This window comes from Streptococcus sp. DFI.7.26 (genome assembly GCF_022240605.1).
GTDB classification, from domain to species: Bacteria; Bacillota; Bacilli; order Lactobacillales; family Streptococcaceae; genus Streptococcus; species Streptococcus xiaochunlingii.
The window spans coordinates 381,608-401,839 of sequence record NZ_JAKOGN010000002.1 but is presented as its reverse complement, the minus strand read 5'-3'; the positions used below and the strand labels follow the sequence as shown (position 1 = coordinate 401,839).

The following is a 20,232-nucleotide window of genomic DNA, read 5'->3' as shown; positions in this document are numbered from 1 at the left end:
AGTAGATATTGTTCAGAAAATCCTTGATATTACGCTGTTTTTAGTCCAACTGAAACCCATACTTTCCAAACCAGGCTTGAAAAAAGCTCGTAAAGCATCACAATTCTCAAAACGTTAATCAACACGATTATATCAACGTTTACAGACATTCAAGAATTTTCTCTTGGATGTCTTTTTTTGTTCAAAAAACTAAAGTTCACCCTATTGCTTTTTGAGACTTCTAAAGGCTATTTCTCCTGCTGTTTGATTTACTGTTTCAGTAGTATTGACATAAGTCTTCGTTATTTGGATGTCACTATGAGTAAGTGCTTCTGAAATAGCTTTGATAGATATTCTAGCCTGTTTGGCTGGTGTGGCGCCTTGAATATTATGCTTATCCATAGTATTTTGTGTTATAATGTAGAAACAATACAGAAAATAAAAGAATCTTTTTAAATTCTGTAAATTTCACTTTGTGTAAACATGAGAAAATGTTGAATGTAGATAATGATGGGGGAGGCTTTGAAATGATCAGTTTAGAGTTGTTGTCTGAAGCAAATAGTTTAGATGTCTATTCTTTTGAAAAAGAAAATCGAGAGTATTTTGAACGAAATTTACCTCCTAGACCAGCTAACTATTTTGATTTAGAAGGTTTTAAAGAAATTACAAGGGAGTTGTTAACGGAACAAAGGAATCGTGATGTCTATATGCATCTTATTAGAGATTCGCAAGGCGTTATGGTCGGGAGAATCAATTTAAGTGTCTTAGATGGTGATCGGAAAACAGCAGAACTTGGGTATAGAATTGGGGAAAATGTTACCAATTTAGGTTATGCAAGCGAAGCGGTTAGACTCGTTTTAGACAAAGCGTTTACTACTTATGGTTTTAATAGAATCATTGCAGGAACAGCAAGAGATAATCTAGCTTCTCAGAGAGTGCTTTTAAAAAATGGCTTCACCTTTAGTAGAATGATAGAAAATGACTTACAAATTCATAATGAGTGGGTTCATACAGCAGTATTTGAGGTAAGGAGACCATAATATCATCATTTCCAGTCTATTAACAAGGTTAATGGAGTTATATTCTTTCCAGACATTCAATAATTTTCTCTTGGATGTCTTTTTTTGTCTATCTTAATTTTACAAAATGGGAACTATGTTATAATTAAGTAATATGATTACAGACTGAAAATTGTAGATTATCACTTGGAACGGAGGCAACTAATGAGAAATAAGGTTGCTAAAATAATTGCTATTGTACTCATTCTTATATTTGGAGGAACATATATATATAACAAGCTGACTAAACCAAATCTAGGCCCGAAAACAACCAAACTCTATCAGCATGGCTTTCGTTTGCTAGAAGAGCAAATAGGAACCTACATCAAAGAACACTATAGAGGTATTGAAAAGATTGAATTTTCCCCAATATACATTACTGAGGAAGGGTCAACATTCTCAAATGCGTACGTGCGTCCAACTATTTATGATAAGTATGGAAATAAGGCTACTCTAGGAACTCCAATTAATAACTTTAATCCAAGCAGTTTTGGTATCGTTTCTGATGTTCTTCTCAATTTTGATGGAGGCGGGAATGAAGCTATAGATTTAAAGGACTCCAATGGAAATAATATCGATGTTTCTAAAGCACAGCACTTGCCAGATGAAGCAAAACTCACGAAGGCTAGAAGTACAGATGAAAATATTTCTTTATTGGTTCAAGACAATCAGCTAAAGGATGTTGTTAAGGATGAAAAAGGAAGTCCTGAAGCTGAAATCATTTATAATGTTGAGCTAAGCAAAGGAAAAGAATGATATGACATTATCTGATCAGGAAGTTCGAAGATTACAATAACTATTCCCCTATTTAAAAAATATTGATTCAAATTTTATGAAATAAATCAGTAGATATCGTTCTGAAAAGCCTTGATATGTCGTTGTTTTTAGTCCAACTGAAATTCATACTTTCCAAACCAGGCTTGAAAAAAGCTCGTAAAGCATCACAATTTAGTAAACGTTAAAACTTATTTAAACTTATTGAAAGCATTTCGTATCAAAAATACGGGATGCTTTTTCTGTTCACCCCAAATTTTTGTAACTAGGTGATACTTGAAATTAATACAAATTTGGTTGTTTTTGATAAATCTAAGCAACACTAAATGATGAAGTGAAAGGGGATGAATCTTTGATAGTATTCATTTATTGTGAAATATGATATATTTATTAATTAGATGGATGAATACTTCTAGAGTTAAATATAGCATAATAGGGACAGACTTTTTGGTTTATTTTTGTTTGTAGTCGGATTATGAAAGAATATCCAATATTATGCGATAAGATAGAATGTTACAAAAAAGAAAGGGGATGCAATCCGATGAAGAAAGACAGATTAATTGTATTGACAGATGCTGTTCTAGCAATTATTATGACCATCTTGATTTTAGAGTTAGAAAAACCAACAACACCAAGTCTTGAAGCTTTTTGGGATTTACGGCAAAATTTCTTTGCTTGTTTTCTTTCCTTTTTCTGGTTGGGATCGTTATGGATGGCACTAAACACATTATGGGAAAAGGTTGAGAAAATTTCCTCAGAAATTATTTGGTGGAATTTGTTTCTACTCTTGGAGCGGCAGGAGTTCTCTTTGGAGAATTTCATGCCATCCAAGATACCAGTCTGAATGATGTGGTGGACCGGATCTATATAAATGTCAAGGATTTACCGTTTCAGTCCTTGGGAGCTTTAGCTAATATCCTGTCTGATGTTAAGAAGGGACTGATTCAAGACAGTCATATCTGGTCTTTCTTCCAGTCATTTTTCAAACAATATCAGTTGATAATCAGCTTAAATCAGATCTATCAGTTTGTCTATCTTTCTCTGATGGAGATCATGTCCTATCTTCACTTTGATTATTGGAAAAAACGGCTCGGTCAGGAGCTAGTATGAATAAGGAGAACAAATGAGACGTTTAAAAATGTTATGGCATATTATACAGGTTACGGGTTTTACTCGGTTTGCTCTGAGTTTTGTGACCTTTGTTTTTGGGTCAGGAGGCGTGCTTTTCCTAGTTGAACCTGCTATCACAAATTACGGAGACGGTCTTTGGTATGCTTTTGTGACTTCGACGACTGTCGGCTACGGGGATCTCCTAGCTGTGACCTTGATTGGAAGGATTACCAGTGTCTTCTTGACGATTTATGGGCTCATATTTTTTGGCTGTTTATCAGCTGTTATTATTAATTATTATACCGATTTAAATAAGGAAAGAGGAGAGGACAAATGACTGCCAATTATTCAACACGGGAATACCGTGAGAAATTATACGATGACCTTCATGTTCGATTGAGAGATACAGCGATTTTGATGTGTGCAATTTTTATTGCCTCTATCGGTCTAAATATGAATTCAACAGCTGTTATTATTGGAGCCATGTTAATTTCACCTCTCATGACACCGATTGTTGGACTGGGATTCGGTTTAGCTATTTTTGATACGCGTTTAATCAAGCAATCTCTAGAGGTTTTATTGACTCAAGTGTTGGTCAGTTTGCTTGTCTCGACTCTGTATTTCTGGATTTCTCCCTTGTCTTATGCAAGTAGCGAGTTGATCGCACGAACCTCTCCAACCATTTGGGATGTTCTCATTGCTATTGCTGGTGGGATTGCTGGTGTGATCGGTTCAAGGAAAAAAGAAGCAAACAATATCGTGCCAGGAGTAGCCATTGCTACAGCTTTGATGCCGCCTATCTGTACTGCTGGCTATGGTTTAGCTAATGGGAATGTACGATTTTTATTGGGGGCTCTCTATCTTTTCTTGATCAACTGTGTCTTTATCATGCTAGCCAACATTGTTGGAACAAGAATTTTGATGAGAAAATCTCCTTTAACTTCATTTAAAGAGCTGAGCATTAAAATGAGAATTGGCTTGATTTCTTTGATTGTATTGTTGAATCTTCCAGCTAGCTATTCGGCAGTTACTCTGACAATAGAACAAGCGCGCAAAGAAGGGATCAAACAGTTTGTAGGAAAAGAGTTCGCCAATTATACGGTTATTAATCAAGTCTACAAGTCAAGTAACAATGAATTGGTCTTGACGGTTGTTGGAGATCCGATTTCAGAAGAAGAATTAGAAACACTCCACCAAAAACAAGCCTCTTACGGTATTCAATCTGTTCAATTGAAAGTGAATCAAGTTCAGAACTCGCCAACATTAGATAGTGAAGCGACCAAGGAATTTTATGAAAACATTGACAAGTATATTGATCAAAAACTCTCTGAAAAAGATTCACAAAACGATCTCGTAAAAGAAAATGAAGCAGACAAGGATTGAGGACAATGAACTGAATCGGTTTTTACGCCGTGTTTTTCTTGTATCTTCCTCTTTCTTACTTATAGCAGGTTGTTTTTGCTTGAATAAGAAATAAATTAGAAGTTCTATCATCTAAGAAAAATGATGAAAAAAATCATTTAACTAATGGTGTGAACGTTTAGTGTTTATCAGCTCCATTCTCTGTAATTTTGGGGGTAAAATCCACACCATTTAGATAAAATTAGTTGAATTTGATTGGAAAAACGCTTTTATAAAAGCGGAGAAAAGTCTTGATATTACGCTGTTTTTAGTCCAACTGAAATTCATACTTTCCAAACCAGGTCTTAAGAAAGCTCGTAAAGCATCACAATTCTCAAAACGTTAATCAATACGATTATATCAACGTTTACAGACATTCAAGAGTATTCTCTTGGATGTCTTTTTTTGTCTACTTTAATTTTACAAATTGGGAATTGCATATAATTATTTGAAAAAATAAAAATAGTTAGTTACAATAAAAATGTAAAAGCGCTTACTTGATTATTGGGGAGGTTAATATTGTAAGATATCTGTGTTTCTTTCTTAAGATAGGAGGATTTTTAGGAAAGATAAAATGTCAGAACAAGTATATGCAAAGAATCTCAGCATTTCCGCTTTAAGTTTCAGAAAAATAATTAAGTGAATTAAGCAATGATTGAAATATTAAAAATGGTTTATTGGAGGTAGTTAAAAATGAAAGAAAAATATAAAGTGACTGGGCAGTTATTTTTACTCTCAAATTTACCGATTTGTTGTTTTATTTTGAAAGATATTTCATTAGTCTATGCTAGGTTGCTATTTGTACTTTTCTTATTTTTTACATTATATTTCTCTTATAAAATAAGCATAAAACATAATGTCATTAATCGTATTCAGAAACTAGAGTGGAACAAAGTATTTTATTGCTTAGCATTCGCTGTTTTGTTAAGACTCATAGTTCATTTGTATGTAGGCATTTTTGGAGATACCCAAAATGATGCGTTATTACAAATTTTAAAAGATATTATGGGCGTAGAGTTATTCAATTTTTATGCAATTTTCGTAGGACCAGTTTTAGAGGAATTAACTTTTCGTGGTGCAATAATGAATTATTGCTATAATATGAGCAGGAAAGGTTTCATCATATCAAATATATTGTTTGGATTTGTGCATTGTATGAACGAACCTAGTATTGGAATTTTTATTAGATCGATTTTACTGTATAGTTTGTTAGGCGGTATAATGTCTTACATTTATTATAGAACTAAAAGGATAGAATACTCTGTACTAATTCACATGCTTGCTAATTTTTTGGCTGTAATAGATTTTTAATTATGTATTCTAATTGTTTTTTATTTGTATTTTTATGTAAGGTTTTGCTCAAGAGACCACTAATAAATATGACTGGAGTAATGTTGGCAGCTAAAGAAATGTTCTTCAAAATAGAAAATATCCTCCGTGAGCAAGGAGTACTTGAAAAGTTTGAAGAGGAAAATGGAAAAATAACTGGTCATATGATGATTACGATGACGGAAATACCTCCTGAATAATGAAGTTACACTGTCTAAACAGGATCTTATAGATGAAAATATCGAATTATTAGTAGTAGATGGTCAGTTAAAAGGAGTCGTGAAGGATGTCAAAGGCAGTCCGAATGCAGAAATTGTTTATAATGTTAACTTGAGTAAAGCGAACGGATGAAATGACTTTATCTAATCAAGAAATAAAAAAATCCAATTCCATACTAAAAATAATATTAGAAAAAGTAAAGATGCAAGTCTGTCAATATTTTGAACATATTTTGGGATGAAAATTCGAAGGGTAAGAGAAATCAAAAAAGGAGGTTCTTATGTGTATAGTTAACCAAGTTAGGAAAATAGCAACTTATATTTGTGAAGCTTTTGAAGACTGGGGTTTGGATGATCCTGTAGAGGAAGGATACCTAGAAGATTATCAGGAAATTTCTGGAGCATCTGAGGAGGAAATTCAGGAGTTTGAGAAGAGAATTGGAATTTCTCTCCCAAATGAGCTTAAGGAAGTCTATCGTTACAAAAACGGCAGTAAATTCTTAGCAGTCCTACCCTGTGTGATTGGCCAAAGAGAAATGGCTTTCTCTTTGATGAGCCTACAAGAGATTGAGTCGATAAAAAAATTTTTTCAAAATAGGGATGCTCTGTTGACGGAATTTCCTGACTATTTTTCAAGCCAAGATGTTGAAGAAATGCGTGATAGCAGAGTTAAACCCTATCTTTTTAATAAAAAATGGCTTCCTTTCGCGGAGTATTGCGATTCTTGTTATCTCATGCTTGATTTTGATCCAGACCAGGAAGGGCAAGAAGGGCAGATAATCTGCTACATTCATGACCCTGATGAAATTATCTATGTGGCAGAAAGTTTTACGGAGCTGATCGAAGGGATAATGGAAGTGATCGTATGAAAGAGGGCAGTATATTGTCCCAAATGTTTCAGAATGGTTTGAGAGAATGAAGTAAAATGGTTTTAGGGACCTGCAATTACTTTGCTCAATTTCAGTAAAAGCCCGAGTGTTGTTTGAATTGGATGGCAACCACTGCACTCTAAGTGTTCATTCAAAAGAATTACTATACTTACAGAGAGCACCTTTCGAGGTGCTTTTTCCTATACCCAAACTAAATCAAAGATAAACAAAAAACCACCCTATCTTCCACAGTCAAACGTGACGGTAGAAAATAGAGTAGCTTTAGAACGTTAACGATTAGTTATCGTCTTTGTGAAGGATGTTTTTCACGCCCTTGATAGCTCCTTCGACAGCTTCTTTTGCGTCTTCAGCAACTTCTTTTGCTTTTGATGCAACTTTTTCAGCAACGCCTTCAGCTTCTGTTTTTTTATCACCGGTTACTTTACCGAGACCTTCTTTAACAGAACCTTTAACTTGGTTTAATTTATCTTCTAATGACATAGTGTCACCTCCGTTAAGTAAATAGTTTTATTAATCTGAATTCAAGACAGTTCATTTAAAAAATTAAAACTATTTAGCTCAGATTAATATAAGTATATGCCTTCTGAAATGGGAAGTCAAATATTCGCTACGGTATTTTGAAAGTGGGAAGGAGTCATGATGAGATAGCAACTAATGATGGATGAATAGGTCCTTGCCTTGTTTTTAATTGAAGAAGCATAGATCTTCCGCTACTTCAAAATAAAATCGTCCAGGTGATTAAGGAATAATATAGTGTAGCATCGTCAGGCTAGAAAATCTAAATGGCTGTTTTCTCCTAGCAAAGTGGAGTAAAAAACAAAAGAAGATGCCACTTTCTGTTCAAAAAGGGACAATTTAGGAGTTTGTTGATTTAAAGATTTTTCGTGTGCTATACTAAAATTGTCAAAGTTGCAACTAGACAATATTTTTTAATCTAATAAATATAAGGAGGTATTCATAATGAATACAAAGATTTTGGAAGAATTTGATAGTTTAGATAGCGATTTTCTCTCAACAGTAGCAGGTGGTGGGGTTTTTAATACTATATATATGGGACCGCCTCCAGTTTCAGGTGGTCCGAATGGTTGGGAATACTTCCGTAAGTTGATTGCGCCACTTGAAATGCGAAGTTTCTTCGCAATTTAATGAGTATCGGCTAAATTTTTTTGTTGGTGGAGGATGTTATGAAATATGCCAAACATGGACTTGCTTTACTGTTCCTGTTATATTTATTTGTTTTTGGGATTGAAGGCCTTGGTATCTACCTAACTGGAGTTTTCAATGGTGATTTAAGTTTTCTTTATTTCATCTATTTGATTCTCTACTCTTTGCTTCTCATTGGCATTTTATTGTGGTTCAAAAGACAGAAGATAGTCATTCGTTCCAATATACAGAAATGGAAGTGGCACTATCTGGGGTATTTTGCTCTGGTGCTCTTGTGGTTCTTTGTTGAAAGATGGGTGCTGCAAACTTTTCAAGATTTGCTGGTTCCTGTCGTTCATCAAACCAAATTGCCATCCTCCATTTATCTAAATGGCCCTGGTATTTCGGGTACTCTGTTTTTTGTCCTAGCAACTGTTACATCTCCTATGATAGAAGAATTTATTTTTAGAGGCTATCTGATGAATGTCTTCTTTAAAGAAAGTAAGTTTCATTTAGATGTTTTGCTTTCGGGTTTTCTCTTTGCGGCCTTTCATCTGATCCATCAATATCGGGATCCTGTAACCTTTTCTCTTTATTTCTGTTCAGGACTCTTCTTCGCAGCTGTCTATAAGAAAACTAAAGATATCCGGTTGCCCATCTTCTTGCATGCCTTTAGCAATTTTCTCACTTTTTGGAAACCGATCTGGATTTTCATCTTCAATTATATCTACTGGCATTTTCTTGTTAAATAACCTTGTCTCTGTGGCCGGGCGTGAAATGGGAGTTAGAGGAGCCAACTATTGAGCGAGGTTTTCATCATACTTCCTTGACTCTTCCTCTACTAGGCCGTATAATATTCTATATCAATGAAGAAATCACCTTTTGTCATTGTGCAAAAGGTGATTTTATAACGGTAAATGGGAGACACAATGGGATACATTTCTACAATCAAAACAGCTGTTCAGCTCTTTCCTTTCCTGGCCTTTTTGCTGACCTTGCCCTACATGATTTTGAATTATCGAAAATATGGTTCGGTCAATAAATTGCGGGTGCTGATTTTCTATTCTTTTATGCTTTACTTGATGACGGTCTATCTCTTGGTGGTCTTGCCTCTGCCAGATCCGAGTAAGATCCATACTAGCTACTTGGAAATGGTCAATCTCCATCCCTTTGCTTTTGTGGTAGATTTTTTCAAGGAGAGTCCTTTTGATCTAGCGCAGACAAGCACTTGGCTTCAGGCCATCAAGCATCCAACTTTTTATGTACCCGCTTTTAATGTCCTAATGTTGATTCCCTTTGGGATGTACTTACGCTATTATTTCAAGTGTGGTTTTAAGAAAACGATTCTCCTAACAGCCCTATTTAGTCTCTTTTTGGAGCTGACCCAGTTGTCAGGTCTCTACTTTCTGTATCCGGGTCCTTACCGCCTAGCAGATGTCGATGATATTATTCAAAATACCACTGGTGGAGGAGTGGGCTATCTGCTCGGTTGGTTCCTGGTTTGGTTATTGCCAACACGAGATGAGATTGACGAGCATTCTTTCCGAGTAGGGACGAAAGTATCTGGTTTCCGGATTGGTCTTGCTTTCTTGATTGACTTTGTGATGCTATCTCTTCTCTACGCGGTAATCGAGCGTTTAGAGATGATTCCTTATGTAGCGGTTTTGGTGCTTTACTTTAGTTTGCTTCCCTTGTGGCGGGGCAAAACCTTGGGAATGGCTTTACTGAAATTCCGCTTGCGTTTTGACAAGAAAAAATGGCTTCGCACCATCTGGCGAGGAATCCTAGTGGTAGGCTATTTCTACTGGATTCCTCAAGGACTGTTCTATTTAATCTCGCTTTTGAATCAGGATTTGACGGACAATTCCCTTTTGACTCTATCTATGATTTTATTGCTCTTCTTTGTACTCTTATTGTACCTGATCCTCACCCTTGCCATCATCTTGCTCAGTCGTCGCTTTCCGTTTGACCGTCTAGCTGGAGCCGAGTATGAGAGTACCGTGCGCGTGAAGGAAGAGCTCTTAAAGGGTGAAACTGAATCGTCAAAATAGAGAGAGTGGGACAGAAATCGGTAATTCGTTAGAATTCGATTTCGTCGTCTCACCTCCGCACAGTTGAGTAGGGCTGTAAAAGCTGATGAAATCAGCGTGGTAGAGCCCACTCAACCACTGCGTCTTGCTCGACAATCCAAAAACAATAAAGAGGCTAGGACTTTTGTCCCAGCCTCTTTATTGTTTTATACACGCGGAAAATATCCGAACGTTCCCAGTTGAGAAGGGCGATTTTAAGGCGATTATGCTACAATGGAAGCAAATAGATAGAATGGAGCAGTGAAATGAAAGCAATTATTACAGTCGTTGGTAAAGACCAAAAAGGAATCGTAGCGGGTGTTGCAACGAAAGTGGCAGAATTAGGACTCAATATCGATGATATCTCTCAAACGGTATTGGATGAATACTTTACCATGATGGCGGTCGTATCATCCGATGAGAAAAAAGATTTCACCCAGCTTCGTTCAGAGTTAGAAGAATTCGGTCAGTCTCTTCATGTGAAAATCAATATCCAAAGCGCAGCGATTTTTGATGCCATGCACAATTTATAAGATAGGGGTTGAGAATTTATGGACATTAAACAGGTAACAGAAACCATTGCCATGATTGAGGAGCAGAACTTCGATGTTCGGACTATCACCATGGGGATTTCGCTTCTAGATTGTATTGATCCGGATATCGAAAAGGCGGCAGAAAAAGTCTACAATAAGATTGTGACAAAGGCCAAAGATTTGGTGGCTGTTGGGGATGAGATTGCGGCAGAACTTGGCATTCCCATTGTGAATAAGCGGGTTTCGGTCACTCCGATTTCTATTATCGGAGCCGCAACCAATGCGACAGACTATGTACCCTTTGCCAAGGCGCTGGATCGTGCAGCGAAGGAAGTTGGGGTTAACTTTATCGGTGGCTTCTCAGCTCTGGTTCAAAAAGGCTACCAAAAAGGGGATGAAATCCTCATTAATTCGATTCCTCGTGCCCTTGCGGAGACAGATTTTGTCTGCTCTTCAGTCAATATCGGATCGACCAAGACAGGGATCAATATGACCGCTGTCCGAGACATGGGGCGCATCATTAAAGAAGCTTCCCAAGCAGATCCAATGGGACCAGGTAAACTCGTTGTCTTTGCTAATGCGGTAGAAGATAATCCCTTTATGGCGGGAGCCTTCCACGGTGTCGGTGAAGCCGATGTCGTCATCAACGTTGGGGTTTCAGGACCTGGTGTCGTCCAACGGGCCATTGAAAAAGTTCCCGGAGCAAGCTTTGATGTATTGGCTGAAACAGTCAAGAAGACAGCCTTCAAGATTACCCGTGTCGGTCAATTAGTCGGTCAAATGGCTAGTGAACGTCTCGGTGTTGAGTTTGGAATTGTCGACTTGTCTCTTGCTCCAACGCCAGCTGTTGGGGATTCGGTTGCCCGTGTCCTTGAAGCCATGGGGCTTGAAGTGGTCGGAACTCATGGAACTACCGCAGCCCTTGCCCTGCTTAATGACCAAGTAAAAAAAGGTGGCATCATGGCTTGTAATCAAGTCGGTGGTTTGTCAGGTGCCTTCATTCCGGTCTCAGAGGATGAGGGGATGATTGCCGCGGTCCAATCCGGTCATATCAACCTGGAAAAATTGGAAGCCATGACAGCTATCTGTTCCGTCGGTTTGGATATGATTGCCATCCCAGCTGATACTCCAGATTCGACCATTGCGGCCATGATTGCCGACGAAGCAGCTATCGGCGTTATCAACCAAAAGACAACAGCGGTTCGGATCATTCCTTATGGAAAAGAAGGTGATATGTTAGAGCTCGGAGGACTTCTTGGGTCTGCTCCGGTAATGAAGGTCAACAAGGCCTCGTCAGCTGACTTTATTGCCCGTGGTGGTCAAATTCCGGCCCCAGTTCATAGTTTTAAAAATTAAAAGAAAGCCTTGGGGCACTTCGCGTGTTCGGGGCTTTTAATGTTGGCTGGAGAAGTGAAGGTGAATCGAGAGGTCATCGCTGCCAGTTTCCTTATAAAAAATGATATAATAGAAGGACGTAAAAGGAGATCACATGGCGAAAACAAGATTATTTATTATTCGGCATGGAAAAACCATGTTTAATACGATAGGTCGTGCCCAAGGTTGGTCGGATACACCTTTAACTGCTCAAGGAGAAGAAGGCATCCGTGAATTGGGGGTTGGTTTGAGAGAATCTGGTTTAGACTTTGTCCGTGCTGTTTCCAGCGATTCAGGTCGCGCCATTCAAACCATGGGAATTGTTTTAGACGAGCTTGGGCTCACAGATCAGATTCCTTATACTTTCAACAAAAAGATCCGGGAATGGTGTTTTGGAAGTTTTGATGGTGCCTACGGAGGGGAACTTTTCCGTGGAGTCGTTCCTCGAGTTTTAGATATTGAAGACTATAAGAAACTTACCCTGGAAGAACTGGCGAATGGAATCTACCAAGTAGATACAGCTGGTTGGGCTGAACCATGGGATGTGTTGAAAAAACGGATTGTAGATGGCTTTGAGGAGATTGCCAAGGAAGTTGAAGCCAGGGGTGGTGGAAATGCCTTGGTTGTTAGTCACAGCATGACCATCGGTTCCTTTGTGTGTATTTTGAATCCAGAGATTGAGCTGGATCCAAGGGTTGAAAATGGTAGTGTCACCCTCGTCGAATACGAAAATGGACACTTCTCGATCCAGACCATCGGAGATGAGTCTTATCGCAAACTGGGTGCTAACTGGTTAGCAGCCCACTCAGAAGAACTTGGTGTGAAAAAATAAGATAGCTTATATAAGAAGAAAACAATTGCAGGAGGATAAAAATGGCAAAGACAAAATTGTATATTGCCCGTCATGGAAAAACCATGTTTAATACCATTGGTCGCGCCCAAGGTTGGTCTGATAGTCCCTTGACAGAAGCTGGCGAACGAGGGATTCATGAATTGGGGATTGGTCTACGTGAAGCCGGGATTCAGTTCCAACAAGCGGTGTCCAGCGACTCCGGTCGAACCATTCAAACCATGGGGATTGTGCTAGAAGAACTAGGGTTAACGGGTAAGATTCCTTACCATTATGATAAGCGCATCCGCGAATGGTGCTTTGGAAGTTTTGATGGAGCCTATGACGGGGAACTCTTTTTGGGCGTTTTGCCACGTGTCTTTCGGGTTGATGACTTCCATCATTTGAGCTTGATGGAGTTGGCAGAAGGGATTGTCGAAGTGGACACAGCCGGCTGGGCAGAGTCCTGGGAAACCCTTCGTGACCGCATCTTGGATGGCTTTACGGCAATTGCTAAGGATGTCGAGTCTAAGGGTGGCGGGAATGCCATCGTGGTCAGTCATGGGATGACCATCAGTACCTTGATTTACCTGATTGATCCAAAAGCCTTTAAAGAATTGGTCTTGGACAATGGTAGTGTGACTGTTATTGAGTATGAAGATGGCCAATTTAAACTAGAAGCAGTTGGAGATCTGTCATACCGCCAGGTTGGAGCAAAATGGTTAGAGGGAAATCATGACTAAATATAAACTTGCCAAGAAAAGAGAAAAGAAAGTTAGCTGGATCGTACTCTGCTGTTTAGGCATCTGTCTAATTGGAGCAGGAGTGGGTATTTTCTATTTGAAACCTCAATGGCTTCATATGGGCTCTGTTGAAGATAAAAAAGTAGAAACAAGCATTCCAAAAAAGGTTGAGAAAAAGGAAGAAAAACCTAAAACAGATCTTCCCCAAGTTTCTAGTAAGGATTGGAACCTAGTCCTGGTCAACCGAGACAACAAGTTAGCCGAGCTGAATCCTCAGTTAGTCGACCTTGAAGAAATCAAGGTGGATAGTCGGATTGCAGAACAAACCAAACAATTTTTAGCGGCGGCAAGGGCAGTTGCTCCTGAGGAGTCCTTGATTTCCGGTTATCGAAGTGTGGAGGAGCAAACAGAGCTTTACAATGAGCGGGTAGCACAGTTGGAAGCTACTGGTCTTTCTCATGAAGAAGCAGAACGTCAGGCACAAGCTCAGGTACAGGTTCCAGGAGCTAGTGAGCACCAGACGGGTCTTGCAATTGATATGAGTGCCCCAAATGGGCTGTCCGAAGAGGTAGTACAACAAATTATTGCCTTGGCGCCACAATATGGGTTTGTTCTCCGTTATCCAGAAGGGAAAAACGCGATCACGGGTGTAGACTATGAAAACTGGCACTTCCGCTACGTCGGTGTAGAAAATGCCCAGTATATGGTCAAGCACCAACTGGTCTTAGAAGAATACATTCAAAAGCTGAAAGAAGCAGGTTTATAGTTTTTTTGGCCTAGTATCGGTCTTAAGAATGATTTTTAGCACTCTTTAAAAAAGAGTGCTAATTTTTTGGATTTTTTTCTTGACTTTCTTTTGAGAGAGTGTATAATAGAATCATGGTTTAGCACTTGAGTGTTTAGAGTGCTAAATACGAAAGAGAGGTGAGGTCATGGTTACAGAACGTCAAAATGAGATTCTCAATCTTGTCGTCGATATCTTTACCAAGACCCACGAACCGGTCGGCTCAAAAGCGCTACAAGATGTCATTCAATCCAGTAGTGCGACCATCCGAAACGATATGGCTGCCCTCGAAAAGCAAGGGTTGCTAGAGAAAGCCCATACTTCGAGTGGCCGAATGCCTAGCCGAGCTGGTTTCCAATATTTCGTTCAGAACTCGCTCGATCTAGAGTTGATTGATGAACAAGATGTCTACCAGGTGGTGAAAGCCTTTGATTTCGAAGCCTTTAAGTTAGATGATATCTTGGATGCTACGGCCAAGTTATTAGCCCAGATGACGGGCTACACCGCAGTGATTCAGGATGTGGAGCCGACACGGCAGCGCTTGACGGGTTTTGAGATTGTTCCATTATCCAACCACGATGCCTTAGCGGTGTTGACCTTGGATGAATCAAAGCCTGTCACCGTACAATTTGCCATTCCAAAGAATTTCTTAACCAGTGACTTGGAAATCTTCCATCAGCTGGTTCAAGAACGCTTCATTGGAAATACGGTCTTGGATATCCACTACCGCTTGCGGACGGAGATTCCACAGATTGTACAGCGCTACTTCAAAACGACAGACAATGTCTTGGATCTATTCGATTACGTCTTCTCGCAACTGTTTCAAGAACTGGTCTTTGTAGAAGGAAAGGTTTCATCTTTGAGTTATGCCGATCTTCAGACCTATCAGTTCTTAGATAATCCCCAACACGTAGCCTTGGAGTTACGAGGGGGAATGCCAGAAGACCAAATGACCCAGATCCTGGTTGCGGAATCCCAAGAAAAGGCCTTGAAAAATGTGACGGTGATTAGTCACAAGTTCTTGGTTCCTTATCGTGGGATGGCCCTCATGCATGTAATCGGTCCCGTAGAGATGGATTACAGGCGTGTGATTAGTCTGGTCAATGTTATCGGCCGAGTGTTGGTCATGAAGTTAACGGATTACTACCGTTACCTCAACAGCAACCATTATGAAGTAAATTAAGACCAAATGAAAGGGGTGTATGCCTTGACAGAAGATATTAAAAAAGAAGACGTGAAAGAAGAGGAAATTGCCAAAGCTACTGAAGAAGTTGTGGAGGAGTCCAACCAACCTTCTGAGTTAGAAGAAGCACAAGCGCGTGCCGAGGAATTTGAAAATAAATACCTTCGTGCTCATGCAGAAATGCAAAACATTCAGCGCCGTGCCAATGAAGAACGTCAACAATTACAAAAATACCGTAGCCAAGATTTGGCAAAAGCAATCTTACCATCACTTGACAACCTCGAACGTGCCCTTGCCGTCGAAGGATTGACAGATGATGTGAAGAAGGGCTTGGAAATGGTCCAAGAAAGTTTGGTACATGCTCTGAAAGAAGAAGGAATTGAAGAAATTCCAGCGGACGGAGCCTTTGACCATAACTACCACATGGCTATCCAAACCTTGCCTGCAGATGATGAACATCCAGCAGACACCATCGCACAAGTCTTCCAAAAAGGCTACAAACTCCATGACCGCATCCTAAGACCGGCTATGGTAGTTGTTTACAACTAGGATACCTTGTCCGAAACGACACTAAACTATGAAAGAAAGATAAGATGCAAGCCGGAGGCTTGCAAGGAAGATATTTCCCGCCGTAGTGAAAGTTTCAGTAGCTTGTGCTACTGAAACAGGGGATTTTTGAGACAGTAGGCTCAAAAATAAGTGATGAAATCCCGAAGGGAGTTGCTCACGTCCCCACCACTTAAGGGAAATATCAAAAAAAGAAGAAAAAATCAACAAGGAGAAAAACATATGTCTAAAATTATCGGTATTGACTTAGGTACAACAAACTCAGCAGTAGCAGTTCTTGAAGGAACTGAATCAAAAATCATCGCAAACCCAGAAGGAAACCGCACAACTCCATCTGTAGTGTCATTCAAAAACGGTGAAATCATCGTTGGTGACGCTGCAAAACGTCAAGCAGTAACAAACCCAGATACAGTGATCTCTATCAAATCTAAGATGGGTACTTCTGAAAAGGTTTCTGCCAACGGTAAAGAATACACTCCACAAGAAATCTCAGCAATGATTCTTCAATACTTGAAAGGTTACGCTGAAGAATACCTTGGTGAAAAAGTAACGAAGGCTGTTATTACAGTTCCAGCTTACTTTAACGATGCTCAACGTCAAGCAACTAAAGACGCTGGTAAAATCGCTGGTCTTGAAGTAGAACGTATCGTCAACGAACCAACTGCAGCAGCCCTTGCTTACGGTTTGGACAAGACAGATAAAGAAGAAAAAATCTTAGTATTCGACCTTGGTGGTGGTACATTTGACGTATCTATCCTTGAATTAGGCGACGGTGTCTTTGATGTATTGGCAACTGCAGGGGATAACAAACTCGGTGGTGACGACTTTGACCAAAAAATCATCGACCACTTGGTTGCAGAATTCAAGAAAGAAAACGGCATTGACTTGTCAACAGACAAGATGGCCCTTCAACGTTTGAAAGATGCAGCTGAAAAAGCGAAGAAAGACCTTTCTGGTGTAACTTCAACACAAATCAGCTTGCCATTCATCACTGCTGGTGAAGCTGGACCTCTTCACTTGGAAATGACTTTGACTCGTGCCAAATTTGACGATTTGACTCGTGATCTTGTAGAACGTACTAAAGTTCCAGTTCGTCAAGCTCTTTCTGATGCAGGCTTGAGCTTGTCAGAAATCGATGAAGTCATCCTTGTTGGTGGTTCAACTCGTATCCCAGCCGTTGTAGAAGCTGTTAAGGCTGAAACTGGTAAAGAACCAAACAAATCAGTGAACCCTGATGAAGTTGTTGCCATGGGTGCTGCGATCCAAGGTGGTGTGATCACTGGTGATGTGAAAGACGTTGTCCTTCTTGACGTAACACCATTGTCACTTGGTATCGAAACAATGGGTGGAGTCTTCACAAAATTGATCGACCGTAACACAACTATTCCAACATCTAAATCACAAGTCTTCTCAACTGCAGCAGACAACCAACCAGCCGTTGATATCCACGTTCTTCAAGGTGAACGCCCAATGGCAGCAGATAACAAGACTCTTGGACGTTTCCAATTGACAGATATCCCAGCTGCACCTCGTGGTATCCCACAAATCGAAGTAACATTTGACATCGACAAGAACGGTATCGTATCTGTTAAAGCCAAAGACCTTGGAACTCAAAAAGAACAAACAATTGTTATCCAATCAAACTCAGGTTTGACAGACGAAGAAATCGATCGCATGATGAAAGATGCAGAAGCAAACGCTGAAGCAGATAAAAAACGTAAAGAAGAAGTAGACCTTCGTAACGAAGTAGACCAAGCAATCTTTGCGACTGAAAAGACAATCAAAGAAACTGAAGGTAAAGGCTTCGATGCAGAACGTGATGCAGCACAAGCTGCCCTTGATGAGCTTAAGAAAGCCCAAGAAGATAACAACTTGGACGAAATGAAAGCAAAACTTGAAGCCTTGAACGAAAAAGCTCAAGGACTTGCTGTGAAACTCTACGAACAAGCTGCAGCAGCACAACAAGCCCAAGCAGGAGCAGAAGGCGAACAAGCAACAGGAAACGCAGGCGATGACGTCGTAGACGGAGAGTTTACTGAAAAGTAAAACAATCCAGTGGATTGTTTTAGCGGAACCTCCTGAAATAAAGAAAGGTTCCGAGATTTTAGGATTCCTTTAATCCGAAACTCAATTCAGCATTACTAGTTTGATTTTTAAAACTTAAACTAGTAAGTATAGGAAGAAATCCAGAGGTTGCAACCCAGCCTCTGTTTTTCGGTAAAATAGAGGATGTTGCGTATGAAAAAAGTACTTTGTATCATTTATCCTAATTTTTCTCTTTATGAGATAACCGCTTTAACAAGTACTTTAGCTCTGTCTTTTGACGTCACGATTGATTATGTCGCTTCAGATCATTCGATAGTGGTCTCTGAGGATGGTTTGCCCTGTCAACCGACCAAAACACTAGATCAGATCCGTATAGAAGAGTATTCTTGTGTGATTTTGCCAGGAATGGTAAACATAGGACCTGCCCTACAGGATGAGAAATTGATTTCGTTCTTGAGGAACCTTGGTGAGCAAGATATCCTCATTGCCGCCATTTCTTCAGCGCCTCTTTTATTGGCGAAAGCAGGCTTGTTGAAGGATACGAAATTTACAGGTGGAATTTGGCAAAACTTCTTTGACTATTTTGAATTTCTTCCACGTGAAAATTTCCAACCGAAAGTTCTTGTGCAAGATAAACAAATCATTACGACTATTGGTTTTGCGCATCAAGAGTTTGCAAGGAAAGTGATTCTAAGTTTAGGGTTGGCAGAGAATACGGATAACTATTTTAAAGAACAGAACGAGTACGCTGAAGAGGATTTGATATTTACTCTATCAGACCAAGAATTTGAACAAGTGAAGCGAAGTATAGAAAACATCCTCTAAAGATTTACTTATAAATTATAGAAAGGAACAAAGAGTGTTCGGGGAATTGAACCCGAGCGGAAAGCTTGGAAATTAGATAAACCGCCTAAGAAATCAGGATTTCTTGTCGGTTTCCTAAATTTCAGTCGCTTTCTGTTCGCTCTTAGTATCTTGTATGAACAATACTGAATTTTATGACCGTTTGGGCGTTTCAAAGAATGCGTCTCAGGATGAGATCAAGAAAGCCTATCGGAAATTATCTAAAAAATATCACCCAGATATCAACAAGGAGCCTGGTGCTGAGGAAAAGTACAAGGAAGTTCAAGAAGCTTATGAGACTTTGAGCGACGAACAAAAGCGGGCAGCCTATGACCAATACGGTGCTGCAGGAGCCAACGGTGGTTTTGGCGGCTTTGGTGGTGGAGCTGGTGGTTTCGGTGGTTTTGATGGCACTGGCTTTGGTGGCTTTGAAGACATTTTCTCAAGCTTCTTTGGAGGTGGTGGTACGAGCCGTAATCCGAATGCTCCACGTCAGGGAGATGATCTTCAGTACCGCGTAAACCTCAAGTTTGAAGAAGCCATCTTTGGAACTGAGAAGGAAGTGAAGTACCATCGGGAAGCCAGCTGTCGGACATGTGATGGCACTGGAGCTAAACCAGGAACAAGCCCAGTAACTTGTGGACGCTGTCATGGTTCTGGGGTTATCAATGTGGATACGCAAACCCCGCTTGGGATGATGCGCCGTCAAATCACCTGTGATGTCTGTCATGGACGTGGTAAAGAAATTAAAGATCCTTGTACAACCTGTCATGGGACTGGTCACGAGAAGCAAGCCCACAGTGTCAATGTGAAAATCCCTGCTGGGGTTGAAACAGGTCAACAAATCCGCCTCTCTGGTCAAGGAGAAGCTGGATTTAATGGAGGGCCATACGGAGATCTCTACGTGGTGGTCAACGTTGAGCCGAGCGACAAATTTGAGCGTGATGGATCAACCATCTACTATAAATTGAACTTGAACGTTGTTCAGGCTGCTCTTGGGGATACGGTCCATGTTCCAACGGTTCACGGCGATGTTGACTTGGTCATCCCTGAAGGAACCCAGACAGGTAAGAAATTCCGCCTCCGCGGTAAAGGAGCACCAAGCTTGCGTGGAGGCTCTGTAGGAGATCAATATGTATCTGTTAATGTGGTGACACCAACAGGTCTAAATGACAAGCAAAAAGAAGCCCTTCGTGCATTTGCGGAAGCAAGTGATTTGAAGGTCAACCCAAAGAAAAAAGGCTTCTTTGATAAGGTTAAAGATGCCCTGGATGATTTATAAAATAAAAGAAGATTTGGTTTTTCCAATCTTCTTTTTTTATCAAGAGAAACACCTCCGAAACCAAAGGCTTCAGAGGT

The 20,232-nt window shown here is 39.9% G+C and carries 23 protein-coding genes; 22 read left to right on the top strand and 1 reads right to left on the bottom strand.

Annotated elements, in window-relative coordinates:
* Positions 1 to 506: 506 nt before the first annotated feature.
* The 9 genes from L0M85_RS04605 to L0M85_RS04565 all read left to right on the top strand — a co-directional run bounded on the left by L0M85_RS04605 (position 507) and on the right by L0M85_RS04565 (position 6,738).
* Complete coding sequence (locus L0M85_RS04605) at positions 507 to 1,019, top strand: GNAT family N-acetyltransferase (RefSeq protein ID WP_049473333.1); 513 nt, start codon at positions 507 to 509, stop codon at positions 1,017 to 1,019.
* A 183-nt stretch (positions 1,020 to 1,202) separates the two neighbouring features.
* The gene (locus L0M85_RS04600) at positions 1,203 to 1,793 is read left to right on the top strand and encodes a hypothetical protein (RefSeq protein WP_021154426.1); all 591 of its coding nucleotides are present in this window, start codon (positions 1,203 to 1,205) and stop codon (positions 1,791 to 1,793) included.
* A gap of 559 nt (positions 1,794 to 2,352) precedes the next feature.
* Positions 2,353 to 2,655: a TMEM175 family protein gene (locus tag L0M85_RS04595; protein WP_004240734.1), complete on the top strand. Its 303-nt coding sequence runs from the start codon at positions 2,353 to 2,355 to the stop codon at positions 2,653 to 2,655.
* A complete protein-coding gene (locus tag L0M85_RS04590; protein ID WP_000397556.1) occupies positions 2,580 to 2,921 on the top strand; it encodes a hypothetical protein in 342 nt (113 codons plus the stop codon). Before L0M85_RS04595 ends, L0M85_RS04590 begins: the two co-directional genes overlap by 76 nt.
* 13 nt (positions 2,922 to 2,934) lie before the next feature.
* Positions 2,935 to 3,258, top strand: a complete 324-nt coding sequence (locus tag L0M85_RS04585; protein ID WP_001253404.1) for a potassium channel family protein — start codon at positions 2,935 to 2,937, stop codon at positions 3,256 to 3,258.
* The gene (locus tag L0M85_RS04580) at positions 3,255 to 4,304 is read left to right on the top strand and encodes a DUF389 domain-containing protein (protein ID WP_238656560.1); all 1,050 of its coding nucleotides are present in this window, start codon (positions 3,255 to 3,257) and stop codon (positions 4,302 to 4,304) included. Before L0M85_RS04585 ends, L0M85_RS04580 begins: the two co-directional genes overlap by 4 nt.
* Before the next feature lie 711 nt (positions 4,305 to 5,015).
* On the top strand, positions 5,016 to 5,633 hold the full coding sequence (locus tag L0M85_RS04575) for a CPBP family intramembrane glutamic endopeptidase (RefSeq protein WP_125334916.1): 618 nt from the start codon (positions 5,016 to 5,018) through the stop codon (positions 5,631 to 5,633).
* 68 nt (positions 5,634 to 5,701) lie between these two features.
* Positions 5,702 to 5,851: a hypothetical protein gene (locus L0M85_RS04570; protein WP_185761502.1), complete on the top strand. Its 150-nt coding sequence runs from the start codon at positions 5,702 to 5,704 to the stop codon at positions 5,849 to 5,851.
* Positions 5,852 to 6,150: 299 nt separating this feature from the next.
* On the top strand, positions 6,151 to 6,738 hold the full coding sequence (locus L0M85_RS04565; RefSeq protein WP_125334914.1) for an SMI1/KNR4 family protein: 588 nt from the start codon (positions 6,151 to 6,153) through the stop codon (positions 6,736 to 6,738).
* 297 nt (positions 6,739 to 7,035) lie between these two features.
* Here the strand turns inward: L0M85_RS04565 and L0M85_RS04560 are convergent, their stop codons facing one another.
* The gene (locus L0M85_RS04560) at positions 7,036 to 7,239 is read right to left on the bottom strand and encodes a CsbD family protein (RefSeq protein WP_125334912.1); all 204 of its coding nucleotides are present in this window, start codon (positions 7,237 to 7,239) and stop codon (positions 7,036 to 7,038) included.
* A gap of 480 nt (positions 7,240 to 7,719) precedes the next feature.
* Between L0M85_RS04560 and L0M85_RS04555 the strand changes: the two genes are divergently transcribed.
* The 13 genes from L0M85_RS04555 to dnaJ all read left to right on the top strand — a co-directional run bounded on the left by L0M85_RS04555 (position 7,720) and on the right by dnaJ (position 20,155).
* Positions 7,720 to 7,905, top strand: a complete 186-nt coding sequence (locus L0M85_RS04555; RefSeq protein WP_125334910.1) for a hypothetical protein — start codon at positions 7,720 to 7,722, stop codon at positions 7,903 to 7,905.
* A gap of 38 nt (positions 7,906 to 7,943) precedes the next feature.
* Positions 7,944 to 8,654 (top strand): type II CAAX endopeptidase family protein, encoded by a 711-nt coding sequence (locus tag L0M85_RS04550; RefSeq protein ID WP_125334908.1) that lies wholly within the window; start codon positions 7,944 to 7,946, stop codon positions 8,652 to 8,654.
* Positions 8,655 to 8,831: 177 nt separating this feature from the next.
* Positions 8,832 to 9,953: a VanZ family protein gene (locus L0M85_RS04545; RefSeq protein ID WP_125334906.1), complete on the top strand. Its 1,122-nt coding sequence runs from the start codon at positions 8,832 to 8,834 to the stop codon at positions 9,951 to 9,953.
* A gap of 284 nt (positions 9,954 to 10,237) precedes the next feature.
* On the top strand, positions 10,238 to 10,504 hold the full coding sequence (locus L0M85_RS04540; protein WP_003004214.1) for an ACT domain-containing protein: 267 nt from the start codon (positions 10,238 to 10,240) through the stop codon (positions 10,502 to 10,504).
* 18 nt (positions 10,505 to 10,522) lie between these two features.
* The gene (locus tag L0M85_RS04535; protein WP_048688607.1) at positions 10,523 to 11,860 is read left to right on the top strand and encodes a PFL family protein; all 1,338 of its coding nucleotides are present in this window, start codon (positions 10,523 to 10,525) and stop codon (positions 11,858 to 11,860) included.
* Positions 11,861 to 11,993: 133 nt separating this feature from the next.
* Positions 11,994 to 12,710, top strand: coding sequence for a histidine phosphatase family protein (locus L0M85_RS04530; protein WP_238656559.1), 717 nt, complete (start codon positions 11,994 to 11,996; stop codon positions 12,708 to 12,710).
* Positions 12,711 to 12,751: 41 nt separating this feature from the next.
* Positions 12,752 to 13,450 (top strand): histidine phosphatase family protein, encoded by a 699-nt coding sequence (locus L0M85_RS04525; RefSeq protein WP_238656558.1) that lies wholly within the window; start codon positions 12,752 to 12,754, stop codon positions 13,448 to 13,450.
* Positions 13,443 to 14,216 (top strand): M15 family metallopeptidase, encoded by a 774-nt coding sequence (locus L0M85_RS04520; protein ID WP_238656557.1) that lies wholly within the window; start codon positions 13,443 to 13,445, stop codon positions 14,214 to 14,216. Before L0M85_RS04525 ends, L0M85_RS04520 begins: the two co-directional genes overlap by 8 nt.
* A gap of 166 nt (positions 14,217 to 14,382) precedes the next feature.
* Positions 14,383 to 15,417, top strand: coding sequence for a heat-inducible transcriptional repressor HrcA (gene hrcA / locus L0M85_RS04515; RefSeq protein WP_045759110.1), 1,035 nt, complete (start codon positions 14,383 to 14,385; stop codon positions 15,415 to 15,417).
* A 24-nt stretch (positions 15,418 to 15,441) separates the two neighbouring features.
* The gene (grpE, locus tag L0M85_RS04510; protein WP_342751251.1) at positions 15,442 to 15,966 is read left to right on the top strand and encodes a nucleotide exchange factor GrpE; all 525 of its coding nucleotides are present in this window, start codon (positions 15,442 to 15,444) and stop codon (positions 15,964 to 15,966) included.
* Positions 15,967 to 16,206: 240 nt separating this feature from the next.
* Positions 16,207 to 18,030 (top strand): molecular chaperone DnaK, encoded by a 1,824-nt coding sequence (dnaK, locus tag L0M85_RS04505; protein WP_048688628.1) that lies wholly within the window; start codon positions 16,207 to 16,209, stop codon positions 18,028 to 18,030.
* Between the two features lie 192 nt (positions 18,031 to 18,222).
* Positions 18,223 to 18,855 carry a DJ-1/PfpI family protein gene (locus L0M85_RS04500; RefSeq protein WP_048688632.1) on the top strand — a complete coding sequence of 211 codons (633 nt, stop codon included), beginning with the start codon at positions 18,223 to 18,225 and terminating at the stop codon, positions 18,853 to 18,855.
* Between the two features lie 154 nt (positions 18,856 to 19,009).
* Positions 19,010 to 20,155 carry a molecular chaperone DnaJ gene (gene dnaJ / locus L0M85_RS04495; protein WP_238656555.1) on the top strand — a complete coding sequence of 382 codons (1,146 nt, stop codon included), beginning with the start codon at positions 19,010 to 19,012 and terminating at the stop codon, positions 20,153 to 20,155.
* The last annotated feature ends 77 nt before the right edge of the window (positions 20,156 to 20,232 follow it).